The 19559-nt window shown below is 68.1% G+C and carries 17 protein-coding genes; 12 read left to right on the top strand and 5 right to left on the bottom strand.

The features are described 5' to 3' along the window. Nucleotides 1–112 precede the first annotated feature (112 nt). The 7 genes from rpsA to AC3WOE_RS19105 all read left to right on the top strand — a co-directional run bounded on the left by rpsA (nt 113) and on the right by AC3WOE_RS19105 (nt 6315). Nucleotides 113–1825, top strand: a complete 1713-nt coding sequence (rpsA, locus tag AC3WOE_RS19135) for a 30S ribosomal protein S1 (RefSeq protein ID WP_492692688.1) — start codon at nt 113–115, stop codon at nt 1823–1825. A 109-nt stretch (nt 1826–1934) separates the two neighbouring features. Then, nucleotides 1935–2234, top strand: a complete 300-nt coding sequence (locus tag AC3WOE_RS19130) for an integration host factor subunit beta (protein WP_056202110.1) — start codon at nt 1935–1937, stop codon at nt 2232–2234. Nucleotides 2235–2250: 16 nt separating this feature from the next. Then, nucleotides 2251–2550 carry a LapA family protein gene (locus AC3WOE_RS19125; protein ID WP_492692687.1) on the top strand — a complete coding sequence of 100 codons (300 nt, stop codon included), beginning with the start codon at nt 2251–2253 and terminating at the stop codon, nt 2548–2550. Beyond that, entirely contained in the window at nt 2540–3682 is a 1143-nt protein-coding gene (gene lapB / locus AC3WOE_RS19120) for a lipopolysaccharide assembly protein LapB (RefSeq protein WP_492692686.1), read from the top strand. The genes AC3WOE_RS19125 and lapB overlap by 11 nt, the downstream gene beginning before the upstream one ends. Next, nucleotides 3666–4412 (top strand): glycosyltransferase, encoded by a 747-nt coding sequence (locus tag AC3WOE_RS19115; RefSeq protein ID WP_492692685.1) that lies wholly within the window; start codon nt 3666–3668, stop codon nt 4410–4412. The genes lapB and AC3WOE_RS19115 overlap by 17 nt, the downstream gene beginning before the upstream one ends. Continuing rightward, the gene (locus AC3WOE_RS19110; RefSeq protein ID WP_492692684.1) at nt 4409–5356 is read left to right on the top strand and encodes a glycosyltransferase family 32 protein; all 948 of its coding nucleotides are present in this window, start codon (nt 4409–4411) and stop codon (nt 5354–5356) included. Before AC3WOE_RS19115 ends, AC3WOE_RS19110 begins: the two co-directional genes overlap by 4 nt. Continuing rightward, on the top strand, nt 5353–6315 hold the full coding sequence (locus AC3WOE_RS19105; RefSeq protein WP_492692683.1) for a glycosyltransferase family 2 protein: 963 nt from the start codon (nt 5353–5355) through the stop codon (nt 6313–6315). The genes AC3WOE_RS19110 and AC3WOE_RS19105 overlap by 4 nt, the downstream gene beginning before the upstream one ends. Here AC3WOE_RS19105 and AC3WOE_RS19100 read toward each other — a convergent pair. Next, nucleotides 6266–7396, bottom strand: coding sequence for a glycosyltransferase (locus AC3WOE_RS19100; protein WP_492692681.1), 1131 nt, complete (start codon nt 7394–7396; stop codon nt 6266–6268). The genes AC3WOE_RS19105 and AC3WOE_RS19100 overlap by 50 nt on opposite strands. A 34-nt stretch (nt 7397–7430) precedes the next feature. Between AC3WOE_RS19100 and AC3WOE_RS19095 the strand changes: the two genes are divergently transcribed. Then, nucleotides 7431–9167, top strand: a complete 1737-nt coding sequence (locus AC3WOE_RS19095) for an ABC transporter transmembrane domain-containing protein (RefSeq protein ID WP_492692679.1) — start codon at nt 7431–7433, stop codon at nt 9165–9167. Next, nucleotides 9164–9439: a ComEA family DNA-binding protein gene (locus AC3WOE_RS19090; protein ID WP_492692678.1), complete on the top strand. Its 276-nt coding sequence runs from the start codon at nt 9164–9166 to the stop codon at nt 9437–9439. Before AC3WOE_RS19095 ends, AC3WOE_RS19090 begins: the two co-directional genes overlap by 4 nt. On the opposite strand, the gene AC3WOE_RS19085 is transcribed toward AC3WOE_RS19090, so the two are convergent. Together AC3WOE_RS19085 and dnaE are read right to left on the bottom strand one after the other, a co-directional pair. Next, nucleotides 9413–10711, bottom strand: coding sequence for a patatin-like phospholipase family protein (locus AC3WOE_RS19085; RefSeq protein WP_492692677.1), 1299 nt, complete (start codon nt 10709–10711; stop codon nt 9413–9415). The genes AC3WOE_RS19090 and AC3WOE_RS19085 overlap by 27 nt on opposite strands. Nucleotides 10712–10739: 28 nt before the next feature. Beyond that, nucleotides 10740–14288: a DNA polymerase III subunit alpha gene (dnaE, locus tag AC3WOE_RS19080; protein WP_492692676.1), complete on the bottom strand. Its 3549-nt coding sequence runs from the start codon at nt 14286–14288 to the stop codon at nt 10740–10742. 245 nt (nt 14289–14533) lie between these two features. On the opposite strand from dnaE, the gene AC3WOE_RS19075 reads away from it, so the two are divergent. From AC3WOE_RS19075 to AC3WOE_RS19065, 3 genes are read left to right on the top strand one after another with little or no spacing between them, the layout of a single operon-like run. Then, the gene (locus tag AC3WOE_RS19075) at nt 14534–15511 is read left to right on the top strand and encodes a family 43 glycosylhydrolase (RefSeq protein ID WP_492692674.1); all 978 of its coding nucleotides are present in this window, start codon (nt 14534–14536) and stop codon (nt 15509–15511) included. Continuing rightward, nucleotides 15508–16350 (top strand): hypothetical protein, encoded by an 843-nt coding sequence (locus AC3WOE_RS19070; RefSeq protein ID WP_492692673.1) that lies wholly within the window; start codon nt 15508–15510, stop codon nt 16348–16350. Before AC3WOE_RS19075 ends, AC3WOE_RS19070 begins: the two co-directional genes overlap by 4 nt. Before the next feature lie 49 nt (nt 16351–16399). Then, complete coding sequence (locus tag AC3WOE_RS19065; RefSeq protein WP_492692671.1) at nt 16400–17353, top strand: peptidylprolyl isomerase; 954 nt, start codon at nt 16400–16402, stop codon at nt 17351–17353. Here AC3WOE_RS19065 and feoB read toward each other — a convergent pair. Both feoB and AC3WOE_RS19055 read right to left on the bottom strand, forming a co-directional pair. Continuing rightward, nucleotides 17338–19209 (bottom strand): ferrous iron transporter B, encoded by a 1872-nt coding sequence (gene feoB / locus AC3WOE_RS19060; protein ID WP_492692670.1) that lies wholly within the window; start codon nt 19207–19209, stop codon nt 17338–17340. The genes AC3WOE_RS19065 and feoB overlap by 16 nt on opposite strands. After that, entirely contained in the window at nt 19202–19465 is a 264-nt protein-coding gene (locus AC3WOE_RS19055; protein WP_492692669.1) for a FeoA family protein, read from the bottom strand. The genes feoB and AC3WOE_RS19055 overlap by 8 nt, the downstream gene beginning before the upstream one ends. Nucleotides 19466–19559 lie beyond the last annotated feature (94 nt).

The raw sequence follows: 19559 nt of genomic DNA, 5'->3' as shown, positions 1-19559 counted from the left end.
GCGGCCCTTCCCTCCGAACGTCAGTTCACTGAGGGCCGCGATGTCAACAACTTAACCCGCAGCTCGTCTGCACGCCGCGTCGGGGTTCCCCGCCGCACCAGGATCTATCAACATGTCCCAAACCCAAACCGCCGCTTCCGGCATGGAATCCTTTGCCGCAATGTTCGAGGAGTCGCTGCAGCGCTCCGACATGCGCGCTGGCGAAGTGATCTCTGCTGAAGTCGTTCGTGTCGAACACAACTTCGTCGTCGTCAACGCCGGCCTGAAGTCCGAGGCCTATGTGCCCATCGACGAATTCAAGAACGACCAGGGCGAACTGGAAGTCCAAGTCGGCGACTTCGTCTCCGTCGCCATCGACGCCATCGAAAACGGCTACGGCGACACCATCCTGTCGCGCGACAAGGCCAAGCGCCTGGCCTCGTGGCTGAGCCTGGAAACCGCTCTGGAGTCCGGCGACTTCGTGACCGGCACCGTCTCCGGCAAGGTCAAGGGCGGCCTGACCGTCCTGGTCAACGGCATCCGCGCCTTCCTGCCCGGATCGCTCCTGGACACCCGCCCGGTGAAGGACATGAGCCCGTTCGAGGGCAAGACCATGGAATTCAAGGTCATCAAGCTCGACCGCAAGCGCAACAACGTTGTGCTGTCGCGTCGCGCCGTGGTCGAAGCCTCCATGGGTGAAGAGCGCGCCAAGCTGCTGGAAACGCTGTCGGAAGGCGCGATCGTCCAGGGCGTGGTCAAGAACATCACCGAGTACGGCGCCTTCGTCGACCTCGGCGGCATCGACGGCCTGCTGCACATCACGGACATGGCATGGCGCCGTGTCCGCCACCCGAGCGAAGTCGTTCAGGTCGGCCAGGAACTGACCGCCAAGGTCCTGAAGTTCGACGCCGAGAAGAACCGCGTCTCGCTGGGTATCAAGCAGCTGGGCGACGACCCGTGGTTCGGCGTGGCCCGCCGCTACCCGACCGGCACCCGCCTGTTCGGCAAGGTCACGAACATCGCCGACTACGGCGCGTTCGTCGAGATCGAGCCGGGCATCGAAGGCCTGGTTCACGTGTCTGAGATGGACTGGACCAACAAGAACATCGCCCCCAGCAAGCTGGTCTCGTTGGGCGACGAAGTCGAAGTCATGGTTCTGGAAATCGACGAAGACAAGCGTCGCATCAGCCTGGGCATGAAGCAGTGCAAGGCCAACCCGTGGGAAGAGTTCGCCGAGAACGTCAAGCGCGGCGACAAGGTCAAGGGTCCGGTCAAGTCCATCACCGACTTCGGCGTGTTCGTGGGCCTGGCCCAGGGCATCGACGGCCTGGTGCACCTGTCCGACCTGTCTTGGGACGAGTCCGGCGAGACCGCCGTTCGCAACTTCAAGAAGGGCCAGGAAGTCGAAGCCGTCGTGCTGGCCGTGGACGTCGAGCGCGAGCGCATCTCCCTGGGCATCAAGCAGCTGGACAGCGACCCCTTCACCGCCTACACCACGATCAACGACCGTGGCGCCTCGGTGACCGGCAAGGTCAAGACCGTGGACCCGCGCGGCGCTGAAGTCGAGCTGGCTGACGGCGTGATGGCCTATCTGCGCGCTTCGGAAATCTCCCGCGACCGCGTGGAAGACGCCCGCAACGTGCTGAAGGAAGGCGACGAAGTCACCGCGATCGTCGTCAACATCGACCGCAAGACCCGCAACATCCAGCTGTCCATCAAGGCCAAGGACAACGCCGACAACCAGGAAGCCATGCAGCGCCTGAGCCAGTCGAGCGAGCGTGAGAACGCCGGCACCACCAGCCTGGGCGCCCTGCTGCGCGCCAAGCTGGACAACCAGGGCAACTAAGCTCTGTTTGACCTGCCCGGCTTCCTCGGAGGCCGGGTATGCTCCCCACAGGCTCGCCGGCCTCGCCAGCGGGCCTGTTTCAATTCAAGAACGACAAAGCCGCTCCGCCATGACCCGCTCCGACCTCGTCGCCGTGCTCGCCGAACGATTTGGCCAATTGACCCAGCGCGACACCGAGTTCGCCGTCAAGACCATCCTCGACGCCATGAGCGACGCCCTGGCGCGCGGCCACCGCATCGAGATCCGCGGCTTTGGCAGCTTCTCCATCAGCCGCCGCCCGCCCCGCGTCGGCCGCAACCCGCGCAGCGGCGAGCAGGTCATGATCCCCGAGAAGCTGGCGCCCCACTTCAAGCCCGGCAAGGCCCTGCGCGAAGCCGTCGACAAGCATCTCCCCGTCACCGACGCCTGACGCAAAATCCGGGGCCATGCGCACCCTTGTCTGGCTCCTGCGGGCCCTGCTCTTCTTCACGCTGTTCGCCTTCGCGCTGAACAACAGCCACGAGGCCGTCGTGCGCTGGTTCTTCGGCCACGAATGGCGCGCACCGCAGGTCATCATCGTGCTGCTGGCCTTCGGCTTCGGCGCGGCCTTCGGCGTGCTGGCCATGGTGCCGTCCTGGTGGCGCCACCGCCGCGCCGCCCAGCGCGCCGAACCTCTGCCCGGCACGCCCGCCCCGGCCACCGAAGTCCCCTCTGCCCCTTACGCCGCCCACCAAGATGGAGTTTGATCCGCGCTGGCTGCTCTTCGTCCTGCCCGTCGTCTTCGTCCTCGGCTGGCTGGCCTCCAAGCTCGACTCCAAGCAGTGGAAGCTCGAGCAGCGCGAGTCGCCCAAGGCCTATTTCAAGGGACTCAACCTGCTGCTGAACGAGCAGCAGGACAAGGCCATCGACGCCTTCATCGAAGCCGTCCAGAACGACCCCGACACCTCCGAACTGCACTTTGGGCTGGGCAGCCTGTTCCGCCGCCGCGGTGAGACCGAGCGCGCCGTACGCGTGCACGAGCACCTGCTGCGCCGCGGCGACCTCCCCAAGACCGACCGCGATCGCGCCCAGCACGAGTTGGCCCAGGACTTCTTCAAGGCCGGCCTGTTCGACCGCGCCGAGGCCGCCTATGCCGAGCTGCGCGGCACCGCCTTCGAGCGCGAAGCCCGCCTGGCCCTGCTGTCGCTGTACGAGCGCTCGCGCGACTGGGCCAAGGCCGCGGAAGTGGCGGCCGAGCTGGAGTCGGCCGGCACCGGCTCCTTCTCCAACCGCATCGCCCATTACCTCTGCGAGCAGGCTCTGGTCGCGCAATCGCAGGGCCACACCGACCTCGTGCCGGCCCTGCTCGACCAGGCCCAGCGCCGCGCGCCCGAAGCGGCCCGCGCTTACGTGCTGCAAGGCCAGCTGCTGCTGAAGGCCGGCCAGGCCGAGGCTGCCCTGGCGGCGTTTGCCAAGCTGCTGGCCGCCAACCCGCCGGCCTTCAACCTCGTCGCCGCCGACTGCGCCGCCGCGGCCCAGAGCCTGGGCCAGCCCGAGCGCGCCATCGCCCTGCTGCTGGAGCAGTACCAGCGCGCGCCCAGCATGCATCTGCTGCGCGCCCTGGCCACGCTGCAGCCCGGCCCGCAGCGCGAGCGCCTGGCCGCCCATCTGCGCGAGCAGCCGGCGCTGTCAGCCGCAACGGATCTGCTCAAGCTCAACGCCTCCGCCCTGCCTGCCGACGAGGCCGGCCCCATGGTGCAGACGCTGGAGAGGGCCACCAAGCCCCTGCTGCGCTATCGCTGCGCCGCCTGCGGCTTCGAAGCCGCCCACTATTTCTGGCAGTGCCCCGGTTGCCTGAACTGGGACACCTACCCGCCGCGCCATGTCGAAGAGCTCTGACCGCACCATCGTCTGCATGAAGTGGGGCACCAAGTACGGCCCCGAGTACGTCAACCGGCTGTATGCGATGGTGCGCCGGCATCTGAAGGGCGACTTCCAGTTCGCCTGCCTGACCGACCGCACCGAAGGCATCCGCGGCGAAGTGAAGTGCTTCCCCATCCCCGAACTGACCCTGCCCAATGGCGAGCCCGAGCGCGGCTGGAAGAAGCTGACCACCTTCAGCCCCGTCCTCGTCAGCGAGTACGGCCTGAGCGGCACCGCGCTGTTCCTGGACCTGGACGTCGTCATCGTCGGCGACATCACGCCCTTCTTCGAGGTGCCGGGCGAGTTCCTCGTCATCCATGACTGGAAGCGCCCCTGGCGCGTCACCGGCAATTCCTCGGTCTACCGCTGGGAGCTGGGCGCCCACCAGGATGTGCTGACCGAGTTCGTCGCCGACCAGGCCAAGGCCAAGGCCGAGTTCCGCAACGAGCAGGCCTTCCTGTCCGCCGTGCTGCACCGGCGGGGCTTGCTCAAGTACTGGGACGCCGCCTGGTGCGCCAGCTACAAATACCACTGCATCCCGGCCTGGCCGACGAGCTACTGGCGTGATCCCTTCATTCCCGAGGGCGCTCGCATCCTGATCTTCCACGGCGTCATGAACCCGCCCGACGCGCTGGCCGGCCGCAGCAACGGCAATTGGCGGCATGCCCGCCCGGCACGCTGGATCGCCGACCACTGGAAAGAATGAACATCGTCGTTCTCGGCCTGATGGCCGTCATCGCCGGCCTGGTGCTGCGCGAGCTGGCTACCGTGCTGCGCGCCAAGGTGCCGACGCAGACGCGGGCCGTCATGGTGGGAGACAACGCGCCCCTTTGCCAGGACGACATTCCCAGGATCATCTGGACCTACTGGCAGGCCGCACCCGCGCCTGACTTCATCCAGGCCTGCCTGGCCAACTGGCGCCGCTTCGCGCCCGACCATGACGTGCGCCTGCTGGACCGCGACAGCGTCATGAGCTGGCTGCCCGAGCTGCGCGCCGACTTCGACGCCCTGCCCGCCTACCGTCAGGCCGACTGGCTGCGCATCCATCTGCTGGCCCGCCACGGCGGCATCTGGATGGATGCCTCCATGCTGCTGAGCCGCGACCTGGCCTGGCTGCACGAGACCCGCAAGAAGCGCGCCGCGGACTATGTCGGCTTCTACATCGACCGCTACACGACGCGGCCCGAACTGCCCATCGTCGAGAACTGGTTGATGGCCTCGGTGCCCGGCGGCCACTTCGCCACCGCGCTCGCCTCTGCCTTCGACCGTGCGCTGGACGAAGGCGCCGAAGCCCTGCTGCAACGCCTGCAAGGCGAAGGCCGGCGCGAACGCGTGGTGCAGGCCCTGACGGAAGACTTCCAGCGCTATCTGCTGATGCATGTGGCGGCCAGCGAGCTGCTGGACCGCGAGCCGCAGATCGCGCGCCTGGTGCTGCTGCGCGCCGAGGACGGCCCCTTCGCCTGGCATGCCGGCGTGGGCTGGCGCAAGCGCCACCTGTTCGCCCGCCTGGCCCTGGTGCCCTGCCCCCGCGTGCTGCCGGCCGTGCTGAAACTGCGCGGCGGCGACCGCACCGTCGTCGAGCGCAACTGGCGGCGCGGCTGGGTATCGCCCTTCAGCGCCCTGCGCCATCTGCTCGACAGCAAGTCGTGAGCGCGGTGCCTTGGCTCAGCCTGTTGTTCCCGATGTATCGGGTCGAGCCCTGGCTGAGGGCCTGCATTGAATCCCTGAAGCCTCAGCTCGATGAAGGTGTCGAGCTGGTCTTTGTCGACGACGCTTCGCCAGACGGTTCGGCAGCCCTTGTTGAACAGTTGCTGCCGCGGGCGAGGCTGATCCGCCAACCCGAGAACCGCGGCGTCAGCGCGGCGCGCAACCGGCTGCTGGATGAGGCGCGCGGCGACTATCTGTGGTTCATCGACCCCGACGACCTTGTCGAGCCCGGCGTCATTCCGCGGCTGAAGGCGCTGATCGAACAACACCGGCCCGACCTGCTGAGCTGCGACTTCCGCGTCTTCGACGACGGCCCGTCGACAGAATCCCTCAAGCCCCGCCACCGCCATATCGCCAGCTTCGACGGCCCTTCTGGCGTGCTGACGGAAGACGTCGACCAGCGCCTGCGCGGCTTCTTCGTCCACGGCCAGTTCCACCCCTGGAGCAAGGTCGTGCGCCGCGCCTGCTGGCCGGCCACCCTGCGCTTCCCCGAGGGGCGCGTCTTCGAGGACATGGCCGTCTACCCGCGCCTGCTGCTGAACACGCCGCGGCATCTGCATGTGGCCGAAGTCTGGATTGCCTACCGCCAGCGCGGTGGCAGCCTGCTCGCCAGCCTCGACGTGAAGCGCCTGGACGACTGGACCTGGGCTCTCGCCGGCTTGGCCGCCGAGCTGCCGAAGCTGACCGACGACACACGCTTCGAGATCGCGCACTTCTGTGCCCGCACCCTGCTGCGTGCCAAGCGTCGAAGACAGCAGTTGGACGGAGAGGCGTTGCGTGGTTCGGCCCTGGACGCCGAACGCTTCGACAGCAGCTCGCCGCTGACGAAACGCGAGCTGCTGGCCGCCTACTTCAGGCGGGGACGCTGGCTGCGTGGCCTGCAGTGGTGGCGCAGCGCGTGATCAACGCCTCGTAGCGCTCCCGCATCAGCGCCAGGCCATGCTCGGCCAGGGCGCGTTCGCGAGCCGCCGAGCCCAGGCGTGCCGCCAGCGCGGGGTCGCGCAGCAAACGCGCGATGGCATCCGCCAGCGCCCGGGGCTGACTCTCGGGCACCAACAGGCCCGTCACGCCCTCTTCGATGACGCCGCGCACGCCGATGACATCGGAAGCCACGCAGGCGCAGCCCGCCGCCATCGCTTCCACCAGAGCCAGGGGCATGCCCTCGTAGTGGGTGGACAGCACGTAGATGGACTGGGACCGCAGCAGCCCAGGCATGTCGGCATGGTGGCCGAGGAAGACGATCTGCCCGCCCAGGCCCAGCCTTGCCGCCTTGGCCTTGATGCGGCTCTGCTGCGGCCCGGTGCCGGCCAATTGCAGCCGCGGATTCAGGCCTTGCCCGGCCAGCAGCCCCATGGCCTCGACCAGAGTCCCATGGTCCTTCTGACGCGCAAAGCGGGCCGACATGACAAGACCGGCCTCGCGCTCGCCACCGGCCACCGCAAAGCGCGACAGGTCGACGCCGTTGGGAATGGCGAGGATCTTGTCCGCCGGCAGGCCCTGCGCCAGCAGGCTCTGGCGCACACCCTCGCTGACGCCGACCAGGGCCGCGCTCTTGTCGGCCAGACGCCGGCTCTCGCGCAGGCTCCAGGGCATATAGCGTTCGCGCGAGTTGTGCTCGACCTGGATCAGCACCGGCACGCCGGCATCCAGTCCGGCCTGGCGGCCGATCAGATGTTCAGGAAAGCCGTGGGCCAGCAAGGCGATGGGCTGGATCTCTGTCAGCAGGCGCGCCAGCTCGATCTGCGTGCGTCGGTGCACCCAGTGGGCGGGCACCAGCAGCAGCTGCAGGCCCTGGGCGCGCAGGGCGTCCACGCGGGCCATGGGGGTGTGAGGCTTGTGGCGCAGGATGAGGACGGGCTCGAAAGGCCCGCCCTGCAGGGCCGACAGGCAGAGGTCGACGGCGACCTGGGTGGCGCCGGAAAAACCGCCGGTCACGAAATGAACGACTTTCGGACGCGCTCTCAAGGCGGAATCGTTCGACATGGGGCGCGCAGTGTAGGCGCGACAATCCCGCCCCATGTCTCTCGACACCAACGCCTCTGTCGGCCGCCGCCTCGGCCAGTTCGTCTACCCCCACCGCTGGGGCGCCCTGCTGACCGTGATTGCCTATATCGGCGCCGCGGCCACCGAGCCCATGCTGCCCAAGCTGATCGGCTATGCCTTCGGCGAGGGCTTCACCAAGGATGCCTTCCCGCTGTGGATGGTGCCGGTCACGCTGATCGGCCTGTACGTGATCCGCGGCGTGTTCAGCTTCGCCGGCCAGTACCTGTTCAACTGGACCGTCACCCGCAGCGTGCTGGACTTCCGCGCCGCTCTCGCCGATGCGCTGTTGCGGCTGGACGCCCAGGTCTACACGCGCATGCAGCCCGGCACGGCGGTCAGCAAGGTCGTCAACGACCCGCAGCAGATCCTGCAGCTGGTGGGTGACGTCGGCATGAGCGTGCTGCGCGACGGCCTGCCCGCGCTGGCCATCCTGGTCTATCTGTTCTTCCTGAACTGGCAGCTGACGCTGCTGGCGCTGGTCGTGACGCCGCTGATGGCCCTGGTCATGAAGAAGGTCAACCAGCGCGTGCGGCTGATGGCTTCACGCTCCTATGACGCCCAGTTGCTGCTGGTCAACAAGGTGGACGACCTGACGCGGGCCTGGCGGGTCGTGCGGCAGTTCGGCGCCGCAGGCTATGAGCGTGAGCGCTTCGCGGACGTCTCGCAGGAGGTAAGGCGCAACACCATGAAGACGGTCACGGCCGGCGCGCTGTCGCAGCCGCTGTCGCAGCTGGTGGCCAGCGTGGGCCTGTCCTTCATCATCTGCGTGGCGCTGTGGCAGGCCCGTCACGAGGGCACCGGCGTGCAGGCCTTCGCTGAGTTCGTCACCGCCCTCATCCTGCTGACCTCGCGCCTGCGCCACCTGTCCGACCTGGCCGCACCCTTGACCCGCGCCAACGTCATCGCCAAGGGCTGCTTCGAGCTGATGGATCTGCCCAAGGAAGTCGACAGCGGCAGCCTCGAGCTGCCGGGGCACGCTCACGGCGAACTGGCCATGCAGGACGTCAGCCTGACCTACCCCGGCGCGGCCCAGCCCGCCCTGGACGGGCTGAGTCTGGCCTTCCCTGCCGGCAAGACGACGGCCCTGGTGGGCGCCTCGGGCGCGGGCAAGAGTTCCATCGTGCATCTGCTGCTGGGCTTCGGCCGGCCCGACGGCGGCCGTGTGCTGCTGGACGGCCATGACGTCGAGACGCTGACGCGCCTGAGCCTGCGTCGCCAGTTCGCCGTCGTGTCCCAGGACATCGTCCTCTTCGACGACTCGGTGGCCAACAACATCGCCTACGCGCAACCTCGAGACAACGCGCGACTCGAGGCCGCCCTGCGCGCCGCCCATCTGTGGGACTTCGTGCAGACCCTGCCCGAGGGCGTGGAGACGGCCGTCGGTGCCAACGGCAGCAAGCTGTCCGGCGGCCAGCGCCAGCGCCTGGCCATCGCGCGGGCCCTGTACAAGGACGCACCGATCTGGATCTTCGACGAGGCCACCTCGGCCCTGGACACCGAGAGCGAACGCGCCGTGCAGCAGGCCCTGTCCGCCTGGTCGGGCCGCAAGACGCTGATCGTCATCGCCCACCGCCTCTCCACCATCCGCGACGCCGACGCCATCCATGTGCTGGGCGCGGGCAAGCTGGTCGAGACCGGCACCCATGCCGAGCTGATCGCCCGCGACGGCGCCTATGCGGCCATGGTGAGGGCCCAGGCGGGCGACGTATGAAACGCCGGGCGCTGCTGCTGTGGGCGGCTGCGCCGGCCCTGGCTCAGACCGAAGTCGAGGCCAATACGGCGACGCGGGCCGAACTGGAATCCTTGCCTGGCCTTGGCCCCGCCCTCGTGCAGCGCTTGCTCGCTTCGAGGCCATACAAGGATTGGACCGACTTGACGCAACGGGTGCCAGGCATCAAAACCGCCATGGCCCGCAAGCTGTCCGCCGCCGGCCTGCGCGTGGCCGGTCAGCCTTTCTCAGCAACCGGCCGCGAACCCGGCTGAACGGCTGCGCCTCAGCAGGCTGGGATCGATCTGCGGCGCCCGCGCCGGCCAGCCGAAGAAGCGCTGCACCTCGGCCCGCTTGGCCAGGGTGTCGCTCATGCCCAGGTTGATCAGCTCGTTGACGAAGCTGGGCTCGAACAGCAGATAGCTGACCAGGGCCGAACCGCTGGTCTTGTTGCCCTTGCCGCTGACGCCGAAGGCCCTCAGCATGGCGCGCACCGAATTCGGCAGGCTGGCCTGGTGCTCGCCGGCGAGGTCGTCCAGGCGGCGACTGGGCGCGATGACAAGCAGCTCGATGGGCCGCAGCGCCGTGGCCGCCCGCGTCTCGCGCGGCAGCAGGGCCAGCGTGCGGTTGATGCGGCGCAGGCGCTCGACGTCGACCGACAGCGCGTCCAGGAAGATGTTGGACAGCGCATGGCCGGCGATCTGGGCCATGCTGGGGTGCTGCTCTGTCGCGCCGACGCGCCGGCCCTCGGGCTCCTTCATGCGGCCGGCGCCGATGACGAGGACCCGCTCGGCGCCCAGGTGCACGGCCGGCGAAATGGGCGCACTCTGGCGCATCGAGCCGTCACCGAACCATTCCGGCAGGCCTTCGAGCTCGATCAGCTCGGCCGGGAAGATGAAGGGGATGGCCGACGAGGCCATCAGGTGGACCAGCGTCAGCTTGGCCTGCACGGCCATGCGCTGCTCGCGCAGCCAGGGCACGACGTGGTGGTGGGTCTGGAAGAAGGTGACGTGCTGGCCCGAGGTGTAGCTGGAGCCCGTCAGCGCCAGCGCACGCAGATGGCCGCCGTCCAGCATGGTCTCGATGCGGTGCATGTCGAGATAACGCGCCAGCAGTTCGCGCAGCGGCGCGTTGTTCAGCAGGCTGCGTGGGCGGCTGCGGGTCCAGCGGGCAATGGCCCAGCCCAGGCTGAGCATGCTGAGCCAGCGCGCGCCGCTGCGCACCGCCTCGAAGGCGTCGGCTCGGTAGATGTTCTCGACATGCAGGCCCTGCCAGAGGTGCACCAGGCCGTCGACGGCACCGTCGAAGTCATCCGCGTGGCAGGCCAGCGTCGACGCGTTGATGGCGCCGGCCGAGGTGCCGCTGATGACGGGGAAAGGGTTGTGCTGGGTCTGGCCGGCATCACGGCGCAACTGGGCGATTGCCGCCAGCACACCCACCTGGTAGGCCGCGCGGGCGCCGCCACCGGTCAGGATCAGCCCCGTGACCGGCTGCGTACGGTTGAGCCCCATCGGCTGCGACAGGGGCTTGGGCACGGCTTGCAGCATTGGCGAGGATCATCGCCGATGCCAAGCCTTATCCAACTTCGTAAATGACCTCAGCCGCCGTGCCCAATTTGGCCAAAGCATCGTCGGCGGGCCAGAAGCGGCTGGCTTCGCCCAGCTCCACCAGCCAACGCGCACCGACGCCACCGGCCTCGGCTTCGGCCTTGACCGACACCCGCACCGGCAGGCCCAGTTTCCTCGTACCGCCCTCTTCCGTCTCGACGTCGCGGGGCGGGAAACGCTCCACCAGCTCCTTGATCAGCCCCGCCGAGCCGGCATTGCCGAGCAGCAGGTGGCGGCCGAACTTGGCGCGCGCCGCCGCCAGGCTCCAGACCGCCTGCACGTTCATGCGCAGGCCGCCGGAGAAGCGGTCGTTCTGCACCTTGCCCTGGGCAATGATGAGTTCGTCCTCGGCCAGCAATTCCTTGTTGGCGTTCAGCAATTCCTCGTTGGCCACGGCCTCGATGGCGTCGCTCTTGTCGTCGATCTTGAAGATGGCGACGCGGCCGCGCTGGCCGTTGATGACGCGCATGCCGCTGACGATGCCGGCGACGAGCGTCGGCTCGCGGCTGTCTGCCAAGTCGGCGATCTGACGCTTGACGATGCGCCTGACCTCCGAGCCGCTCTGGTCGAAGAGGTGGCCCGACAGGTAGTAGCCGATGGCGGTCTTCTCGAGAGACAGTCTCTCCTTGATGCTCCAGGGCGGCGCGTCGACAAGGTCGGGTTCGGCGGTGCTGGAGGCGTGCGAATCGCCGAAATCGAACAGGCCGCCCTGGTCGGCATTGGCCTCGGTCGTCTCGGCATGGGTGTAGCCACGGGCGACGCTGGCCAGCAGCTTGGAGCGCTCGGGATTGATGCTGTCGAAGGCGCCGGCCTTGATCAGCGCCTCCACCACGCGCTTGTTGACCGACTTGCGGTCCACGCGCAGGCAGAAGTCGTAGAAGCTGAGGAAAGGCCCGCCGGCCTCACGCGCCGCGATGATGGCCTCGATGGCGCCGCGGCCCGTGCCCTTGATGGCGCCCAGGCCATAGTTCACCAGGCGGTTGGAGAGCGGCTCGAAGCGATACATGCCCTTGTTCACGCAGGGCGGCTGGAACTCGACGCCAAAGATCTTGGCATCGTTGAGCAACACCTTGAGCTTGTCGGTGTCGTCCATTTCGATGGTCATGTTCGCGGCGTAGAACTCGGCCGTGTAATGCGTCTTCAGCCAGGCCGTGTGATAGCTCAGCAAGGCGTAGGCGGCGGCGTGCGACTTGTTGAAGCCATAGCCCGCGAACTTCTCCATCAGGTCGAAGACCTCGTCGGCCTTCTGCTCATTGATGTCTTTCTCGGCCGCGCCCTTGCGGAACATCGCGCGGTGGGCGGCCATCTCGTCGGCCTTCTTCTTGCCCATGGCGCGACGCAACATGTCGGCACCGCCGAGGCTGTAGCCGCCCAGCACCTGGGCGGACTGCATCACCTGCTCCTGGTAGACGAAGACGCCGTAGGTCTCGGCCAGCACCTGTTCCAGCAGCGGGTGCGGGTACTCGATGACCTCCTTGCCATGCTTGCGCGCGACGAAGGACGGGATCAGGTCCATCGGGCCCGGCCGGTACAGCGACACCAGGGCAATCAGGTCCTCGAAGCGCGAGGGCTTGGCATCCTTCAGCAGCCGCTGCATGCCGGGCGATTCAAACTGGAAGATGCTTTCCGACAGGCCCTTGCCGAAGAGGTCGAAGACCTTCTTGTCGACCAGGGGCACATTGGCCCAGTCGAAGTCCTTGCGGTCGGCATGGCGGGCGACGATGAAGTCCTTGGCCAGCTCCAGGATGGTCAGCGTGGCCAGGCCCAGGAAGTCGAACTTGACGAGGCCGATGGCCTCCACGTCGTCCTTGTCGTACTGGCTGACGGCCGAGGTCGAGCCGGGCTGCTGGTACTGCGGGCAGAAGTCGGTGATCTTGCCGGGCGCGATCAGCACGCCGCCGGCATGCATGCCGATGGAGCGCACCGTACCTTCGACGCGCGCCGCCATTTCCAAGAGGCCAGCCACCTCCTCGTCGGACTTCTCGCGCTCCTCGATCTCCGGCGACTCATGCCGCGCATAGACCATCTTGGCCTTGTCCGGATCGAAGTTGGGCGGCAGCTTGGCCAGCGTGACCGTCTTGCCGGGCGGGGCGGGAACGAGCTTGGCGATGGAGTCGACATGGCCGAAGCCCATGCCCAGCACGCGGCCGATGTCGCGCAGCGCGCCCTTGGCGGCCATGGTGCCAAACGTCGCGATCTGGCTGACCGCCGGGCGGCCGTATTTGTCCTTGACGTAGTCGATGACGCGGTCGCGGTTGCCCTGGCAGAAGTCGATGTCGAAGTCGGGCATCGAGACGCGCTCGGGGTTCAGGAAGCGCTCGAACAGCAGGTTGTACTTGAGCGGGTCCAGGTCGGTGATGAGCAGCGCATAGGCCACCAATGAACCGGCGCCCGAGCCCCGGCCCGGGCCCACCGGACAGCCGTTTTCCTTGGCCCAGCGGATGAAGTCCGACACGATGAGGAAGTAGCCCGGGAAGCCCATCTTGATGATGGTGTTGAGCTCGAAGTCCAGGCGCTCGACATAGCGCGGTCTCTCCTTGTCGCGCTCGGCCTCGTTGGGGAAGAGATGCGCCAGCCGACCGACCAGGCCTTCGTGGCTCAGCTCCCGGAAGTACTGGTCCATCGGCATGGGCGTGCCGTCTTCCAGCAGCGGCGTCGGGAAGTTGGGCAGCTGCGGCTTGCCCAGCACCAGGGTCAGCGAGCAACGGCGCGCGATCTCGGTCGTGTTCTGGATGGCGCTGGGCACATCCTTGAACAGCTCGCGCATCTGCGCCTGGGTCTTGAAGTACTGGCTGGGCAGGAAGCGCTTGATGCGCTTGGGATTGGCCAGGGTCTCGCCCTCGGCCACGCAGACACGCGCCTCATGGGCCTCGAAGTCGTCCTCGCCGAGGAACTGGATGGGATGGGTCGCCACGACCGGCAGTCCCAGCTCGGCCGCCAGCGGCACGCTGGCCTGCACCAGGGCCTCCTGGCCGGCCAAGCCGGCGCGCTGCAGCTCGATGTAGAAGCGGTTGGGGAAGGTCTCGGACAGCTTCTGCGCCCATTCGCGGGCGCGCACCTTGTCGCCCTGCATCAGGGCCTGACCCAGGCCGCCATGCTGGGCGCCCGACAGGCAGATCAGGCCGCCATTGAGCTCCTGCAGCCATTCCCACTTCAGGCAGGCCTGGTTGCGCTGCACGTTGTCGATCCAGGCGCGCGACAGCAGCTCGGAGATGTTGAGATAGCCCTGCTTGTCCTGCACCAGCAGCAGCAGGCGGGTCGGCGGCTTGTCGGTGGCGTCACTCTCCAGCCAGCAGTCGGCGCCGAGGATGGGCTGCACGCCCTTTTTGCGACAGGCCGAATAGAACTTGATGCCGCCGAAGAGATTGGCCAGGTCGGTGATGGCCGCCGCCACCTGCCCGTCCTTGGCGGCCGCATCGGCGGCGTCGTCGGTCCTCAAGGTGCCATCCACGACCGAGAACTCGGTGTGCATGCGCAGGTGGACAAACGGGAGGTCTTGAACGGCAGTCTCGGGCATCCAGGCATTGTAGGAAGCCGGCGCCACCTGCCTGCCGAAGTGCCATGGCAACGCTTACATGACCCAACGATGTCAGAAAAGTTTTAGTATTACTTTTAAGCGATGCCAATTGCTGAATCGGCGTTACTTCGGGTGTTTATCAATAAATAGTCATGTTTAATTGGCTTGCCTGGGGCCGGCGCCGGTTCCGGGCAACTCACGAGGCCGCCCGCAATGAGGCGGCCCGCCACACCCGGAGACAAACCATGTTCCTGACCTTGAAGCGCCTCGTGCGCCTGGCCGCTGCATGCGCGCTCGGCGCCCTGCTGGCCCCTGCACAAGCGGCGCCCTGGACACTGACCGGCTCGCTCGGCACCCACGACCCCAACATCTACAAGACCAGCTCGACCTGGTGGATCTTCGAGACCACCGACAACGGCGGTATCGGCGTCAAATACTCCAGCAACGGCACGGCCTGGACCCAGGGCCTGCCCATCTTCCCCGGCGGCCTGTCCTGGTGGTCCAGCTATCTGCCCACGGGCAAGACCGCCATGGTCTGGGCGCCCGGCTGCGGCGAGTACGCGGGCAACGGCTATTGCTACTACGCCATCTCCAGCTTCGGCTCGCAGAAGTCGGCCATCGGCCTGACGACCTCGGCCGGCGGCATTGCGGCCGGCCAGTGGGTGGACCAGGGCGCCATCCTGACGTCCAAGTCCGGCGACGGCTACAACGCCATCGATCCGAGCTTCGTCGTGGCCGACAACGGCGACACCTACCTCGTCTTCGGCTCGTTCTGGAACGGCATCCACATCACCCGCGTCAGCAAGGTCAACCTGAAGCCGCCGTCAGGCGGCATCGTCAACATTGCCAAGGACTCGACCAACGGCATCGAGAACGGTTTTGTCGTCAAGAAGGCCATCAACGGCACGACGTATTACTACCTCTTCGCCTCCAAGGGCGCCTGCTGCAAGGGCGCCAGCAGCACCTACTACATCGTCGTCGGCCGCTCGACCTCCATCACCGGCCCCTATGTCGACAAGGCCGGCGTTGCCATGCTGTCGGGCGGCGGCACGGTGCTGGCGAGCAGCGGCTCGCGCTTCAAGGGCCCGGGCGGCCAGTCGCTGCTGGCCGACGGCTCGGTGATGGCCTGGCATGCCTATGACGCGCAGAACAACGGGGCGCCCGTCCTCTTCATCAACAACGTGACCTGGGGGTCCGACGGGTGGCCGCAAGCGGTCTGGTGATCGCCCCGCCGACGGCGCTGGCGCTGGGCGTCGCGCTGCTGGCCTGGGCGTGGTGGGGGCAGCCCGCGGCGGAAGCCGAGGTCGTGCCTGCGCCAGCCGTGGTCGCGCCGGCGCCCAAGCCTGCGCAGAAGCCGGTCGAGCCGCGTGCGCGATCAGTGATGCAACCGGCTGCGACTGCGCCCAGGCTCAGCTTGACCGATCTGCTCGCGGCGCCCGAGGCCAGCCTGCGCGCCAGCGTGCAGGCAGCCCTGGCGGCCGGCAGCCGACTGCATGCTCGTGCGCTGGCGCGGCGCTGCGATGCCCTGGCCAGCCTGCAACCGCCAGACCAACCGTCCGACGCCAACGACGCCCGCCACCAACGCGCCGTGGCCCGGCGGGCCGCGCTCGCGGCCGGCTGCAGCCAGTTCGCCAACGGCGAGTGGCTGGCCCTGGTCAACATCGCCGCCGACGAGGCGACTGCCGGTGATGCTCTGCTTGCCATCCAGCAGTCCGATCTCGACGACGCAGCCCTGCTGAATGCCGTCATGGCCCGCCCCGACCCATTGCTGCTCGACGAACTCGGCGAACGCCTGCTGCTACGCCGCGTCGACGGCGAGCCGCGCCTCTTCTTCGACGGCCAGCGCCTCGACCCCGGCACCGCACAAGCGGCCCTGCGCCTGCTGCCCTGCCACTTCGGCCTCGCCTGCGATGAACGCGACCCCGAAGTCTGGCTGGGCTGCCTGCGCGGCGACGGCTGTGTGGCGTCTCGCTTCGAGAGGGAAACGTCTGAAGCCCAGGCGCTCGCTACCCGTATCGCCTCAGCCCTGCGCGCCCGCGAACTGCAGCGCTTCCTACCCTGAGGTTTGCGCCAAGCCGCAGCCCGTGGACCGGCCGTTAAGCTGCGCGGCCATGAAACACCTCGCACTCGCGCTGGCCACCGCCGGCCTGCTGTCCACCGCCCTGGCCGCACCCAAGCCCAAGGCGGTCGCTCCGAAGAAAACGGCCCAGGAAATCCTGGCCGCCTCGCCCGCCGGCGACTGGCGCGGCCTGGACCCCGAGAACACGCTGCTGATGGACCTGGTCACATCCCAAGGGAATGGCCAGGTCATCATTGAACTGGCGCCGCGCTTCGCGCCCGCCCACGCCGCCAACATCCGTGCCCTGGCGCGCGGCGGCTATTGGGATGGCCTGGCCATCCTGCGCGTACAGGACAACTTCGTGACGCAGTGGGGCGACCCCGACGGCGAGGATGCTGCCAAGGCCAAGCCGCTGCCCGCCGGTGCCCAAGCCAAGCTGCCCGCCGAGTTCTCGGTAGCCCTGGACAAGATCGGCAAGGATGCCGGCTTCGCCAAGCTGCCCGACGTGGAAGGCTGGGCGCCGCGCACCGGTTTCGCCGGCGGCATGCCCGTCGCGGCCGATCCCAAGACGGGCAAGGCCTGGCTGGCTCATTGCTACGGCATGGTCGGAGCCGGTCGCAGCGATGCGGTCGACTCCAGCAACGGCACCGAGCTCTATGCCGTCATCGGCCAGGCGCCACGCGGCCTGGACCTGAACATCACCGTGGTCGGCCGCGTGCTCAAGGGGATCGAACTGCTGTCCGCCCTGCCCCGCGGCGCGGCCGCCATGGGCTTCTACGACAAGCCCGAGCAGCGCACCGGCATCCAGCGCATCCGCCTGCTGGCCGAGGTGCCGGCCGAAGAGCGGCCGGCCCTGCAGGTGCTGCGTACCGAATCCACGACCTGGACGCAGTTGCTGGACGCACGGCGCTTTCGCGGCGGCTGGTTCGTGCACAGCCCCGGCTACATCGACGTCTGCAGCGCCTCCGTGCCCACCCGGCCCGTGCCGCCTCAGCCGCCGAAGTAGAGCGCCACGCGGTAGGTGATGAAGGACGCCAGATAGGCCAGTCCGAACAGATAGCCCGTCATGATCAGCGGCATCTTGTAGCCGCCGGTCTCGCGCTTCACCGCCGCGAGCGTCGCGATGCATTGCGGCGCGAACACATACCAGGCCAGCAACGAGAGCGCCGTGGCCAGGCTCCAGCTCTGGGCGATCAGCGGCGACAGGGCTTGCGCAGCCTCGTCGCCGGTGGCGGACAGCGCGTAGACCGTGCCGAGGGCGCCGATGGCAACCTCACGCGCGGCCAGGCCGGGCACCAGGGCCAGGCTGATCTGCCAGTTGAAGCCGATGGGCTCGAAGATCTTGGCCAGGCCCGCACCCAGGTAGCCCGCCACGCTGTACTGGATGGGCGCGCCGGTCGCGCCTTCGGGCGGTGCCGGGAAGCTGGACAGCAGCCACAGGGCCAGTGTCAGCACCAGGATGATGCCGCCGACGCGCTTGACGAAGATCATGGCGCGCTGCCACAGCCCGATGGCGATGGAGCGCGGATGCGGCCAGTGGTAGCTGGGCAGCTCCATCATCAGCGGCCGCACCAGGCGGCCGGCATCGGTGAAGCGCTTCAACACCCAGGCCACCGCGAGCGCACCGAGGATGCCGGCGAAGTAGAGGCCGAACAGCACCAGGCCCTGCAGCTCGAAGCCGCCCACGTCGCGACGCGGCACGAAGGCGCCGATCAAGAGGGCATAGACCGGCAGCCGCGCCGAGCAGGTCATCAGCGGCGCGATCATGATGGTGACGAGGCGGTCGCGCGGATTCGCGATGGAACGCGTGGCCATGATGCCGGGGATGGCGCAGGCAAAGCTCGACAGCAGCGGGATGAAGCTCCGGCCCGACAGGCCGACGCTGCCCATCAGCCGGTCCAGCAGCAGGGCCGCGCGCGGCAGATAGCCCGACTCCTCCAGCACGAGGATGAAGAAGAACAGGATCAGGATCTGCGGCAGGAAGGCCAGCACGCTGCCGCAACCGGCGATGACGCCATCGACGATGAGGCTGCGCAACCAGCCTTGCGGCAGCCAGGTGCCCACTTGCACGCCGAGCCAGGCCATGCCGCCCTCGATGGCGTCCTTGGGCGGCTCGGCCCAGGAGAACACGGCCTGGAAGAGGAAGAACAGCAGCACGGCCAGGATGACGGAGCCGGCCACCGGATGGAGCAGCACGCGGTCGACGCGGTCGCTGGGCAGATGGGGCAGCTCCTCGTCGAGATGCAGGGCGCGCAGCAGCGTCTTCACGGTGACGTGATCGTCGACCTGCTGCTCGCCGGCGCTGGGCAGCGGTGCCGCCTCCCAGACCTCGGGCTTGTCGAGCAGGCCACGCAGTTCGTCCAGGCCTTCCTTGTGGATGGCGACGGTGCGCACCACCGGCAGGCCGAGCTGAGCACTCAGGGCCGCCGCGTCGACCTTGAGGCCGCGGCGCGCGGCCAGGTCGGCCATGTTCAGCGCGACGACGATGGGCAGGCCCATGCGGCGCACCGCCAGCACCAGGCGCAGGTTGCGGCGCAGATTGGTCGCGTCCAGCACGCAGACGACGAGGTCGGGCCGCTTCTCGCCCTTGGCGCGGCCAGCCAGCACGTCGCAGGTCACGCGTTCGTCGGGCGAACGCGGATGCAGGCTGTAGGTGCCGGGCAGGTCCAGCAGGCGCAGCGTCTTGCCGGCGGGCGTCAGCAGCCGGCCTTCCTTGCGCTCGACGGTGACGCCAGCATAGTTGGCAACCTTCTGGTGGCTGCCGGTCAGGCCGTTGAAAAGAGCCGTCTTGCCGCAGTTCGGATTGCCGACCAGGGCGACCAGCTTGCCGCCGCGATGGACGTGGACGACGGCCTCAGCCATGGGCGCGGGGTGTCACGGCGATGCATTCGGCCTCGGCGTGGCGCAGCGCAAACGTCGACTGCCCGACCCGCACCACCAGATTGCCCGTCGCCTGGGCGCCGCGACGCAGCACGCGCACGGCCTCGCCCGGCAGAAAACCCAGGTCAGCCAGCCAGGCCGCCCATTCCGGCGAATGCCCCGGTGCACTGACTCGGCTGACGGTCAGCGCCTGCCCGGCAGGGGCGGCGGCGAGGCTGGAAGGCAGCGGCTCGGACATGGGGCGGGCTCGGCGGGCGAGTCGATTTGATGAGAATGATTCTCATTGTACTCAAGCCAGCCCCTTCCCGCGCCCCGGGAATGGCTTTTGCCAC

Source organism: Roseateles sp. FW305-36 (assembly GCF_058787015.1).
Note: the sequence above shows the minus strand (reverse complement) of the source record. Positions and strands in the feature narration are given on the sequence as shown.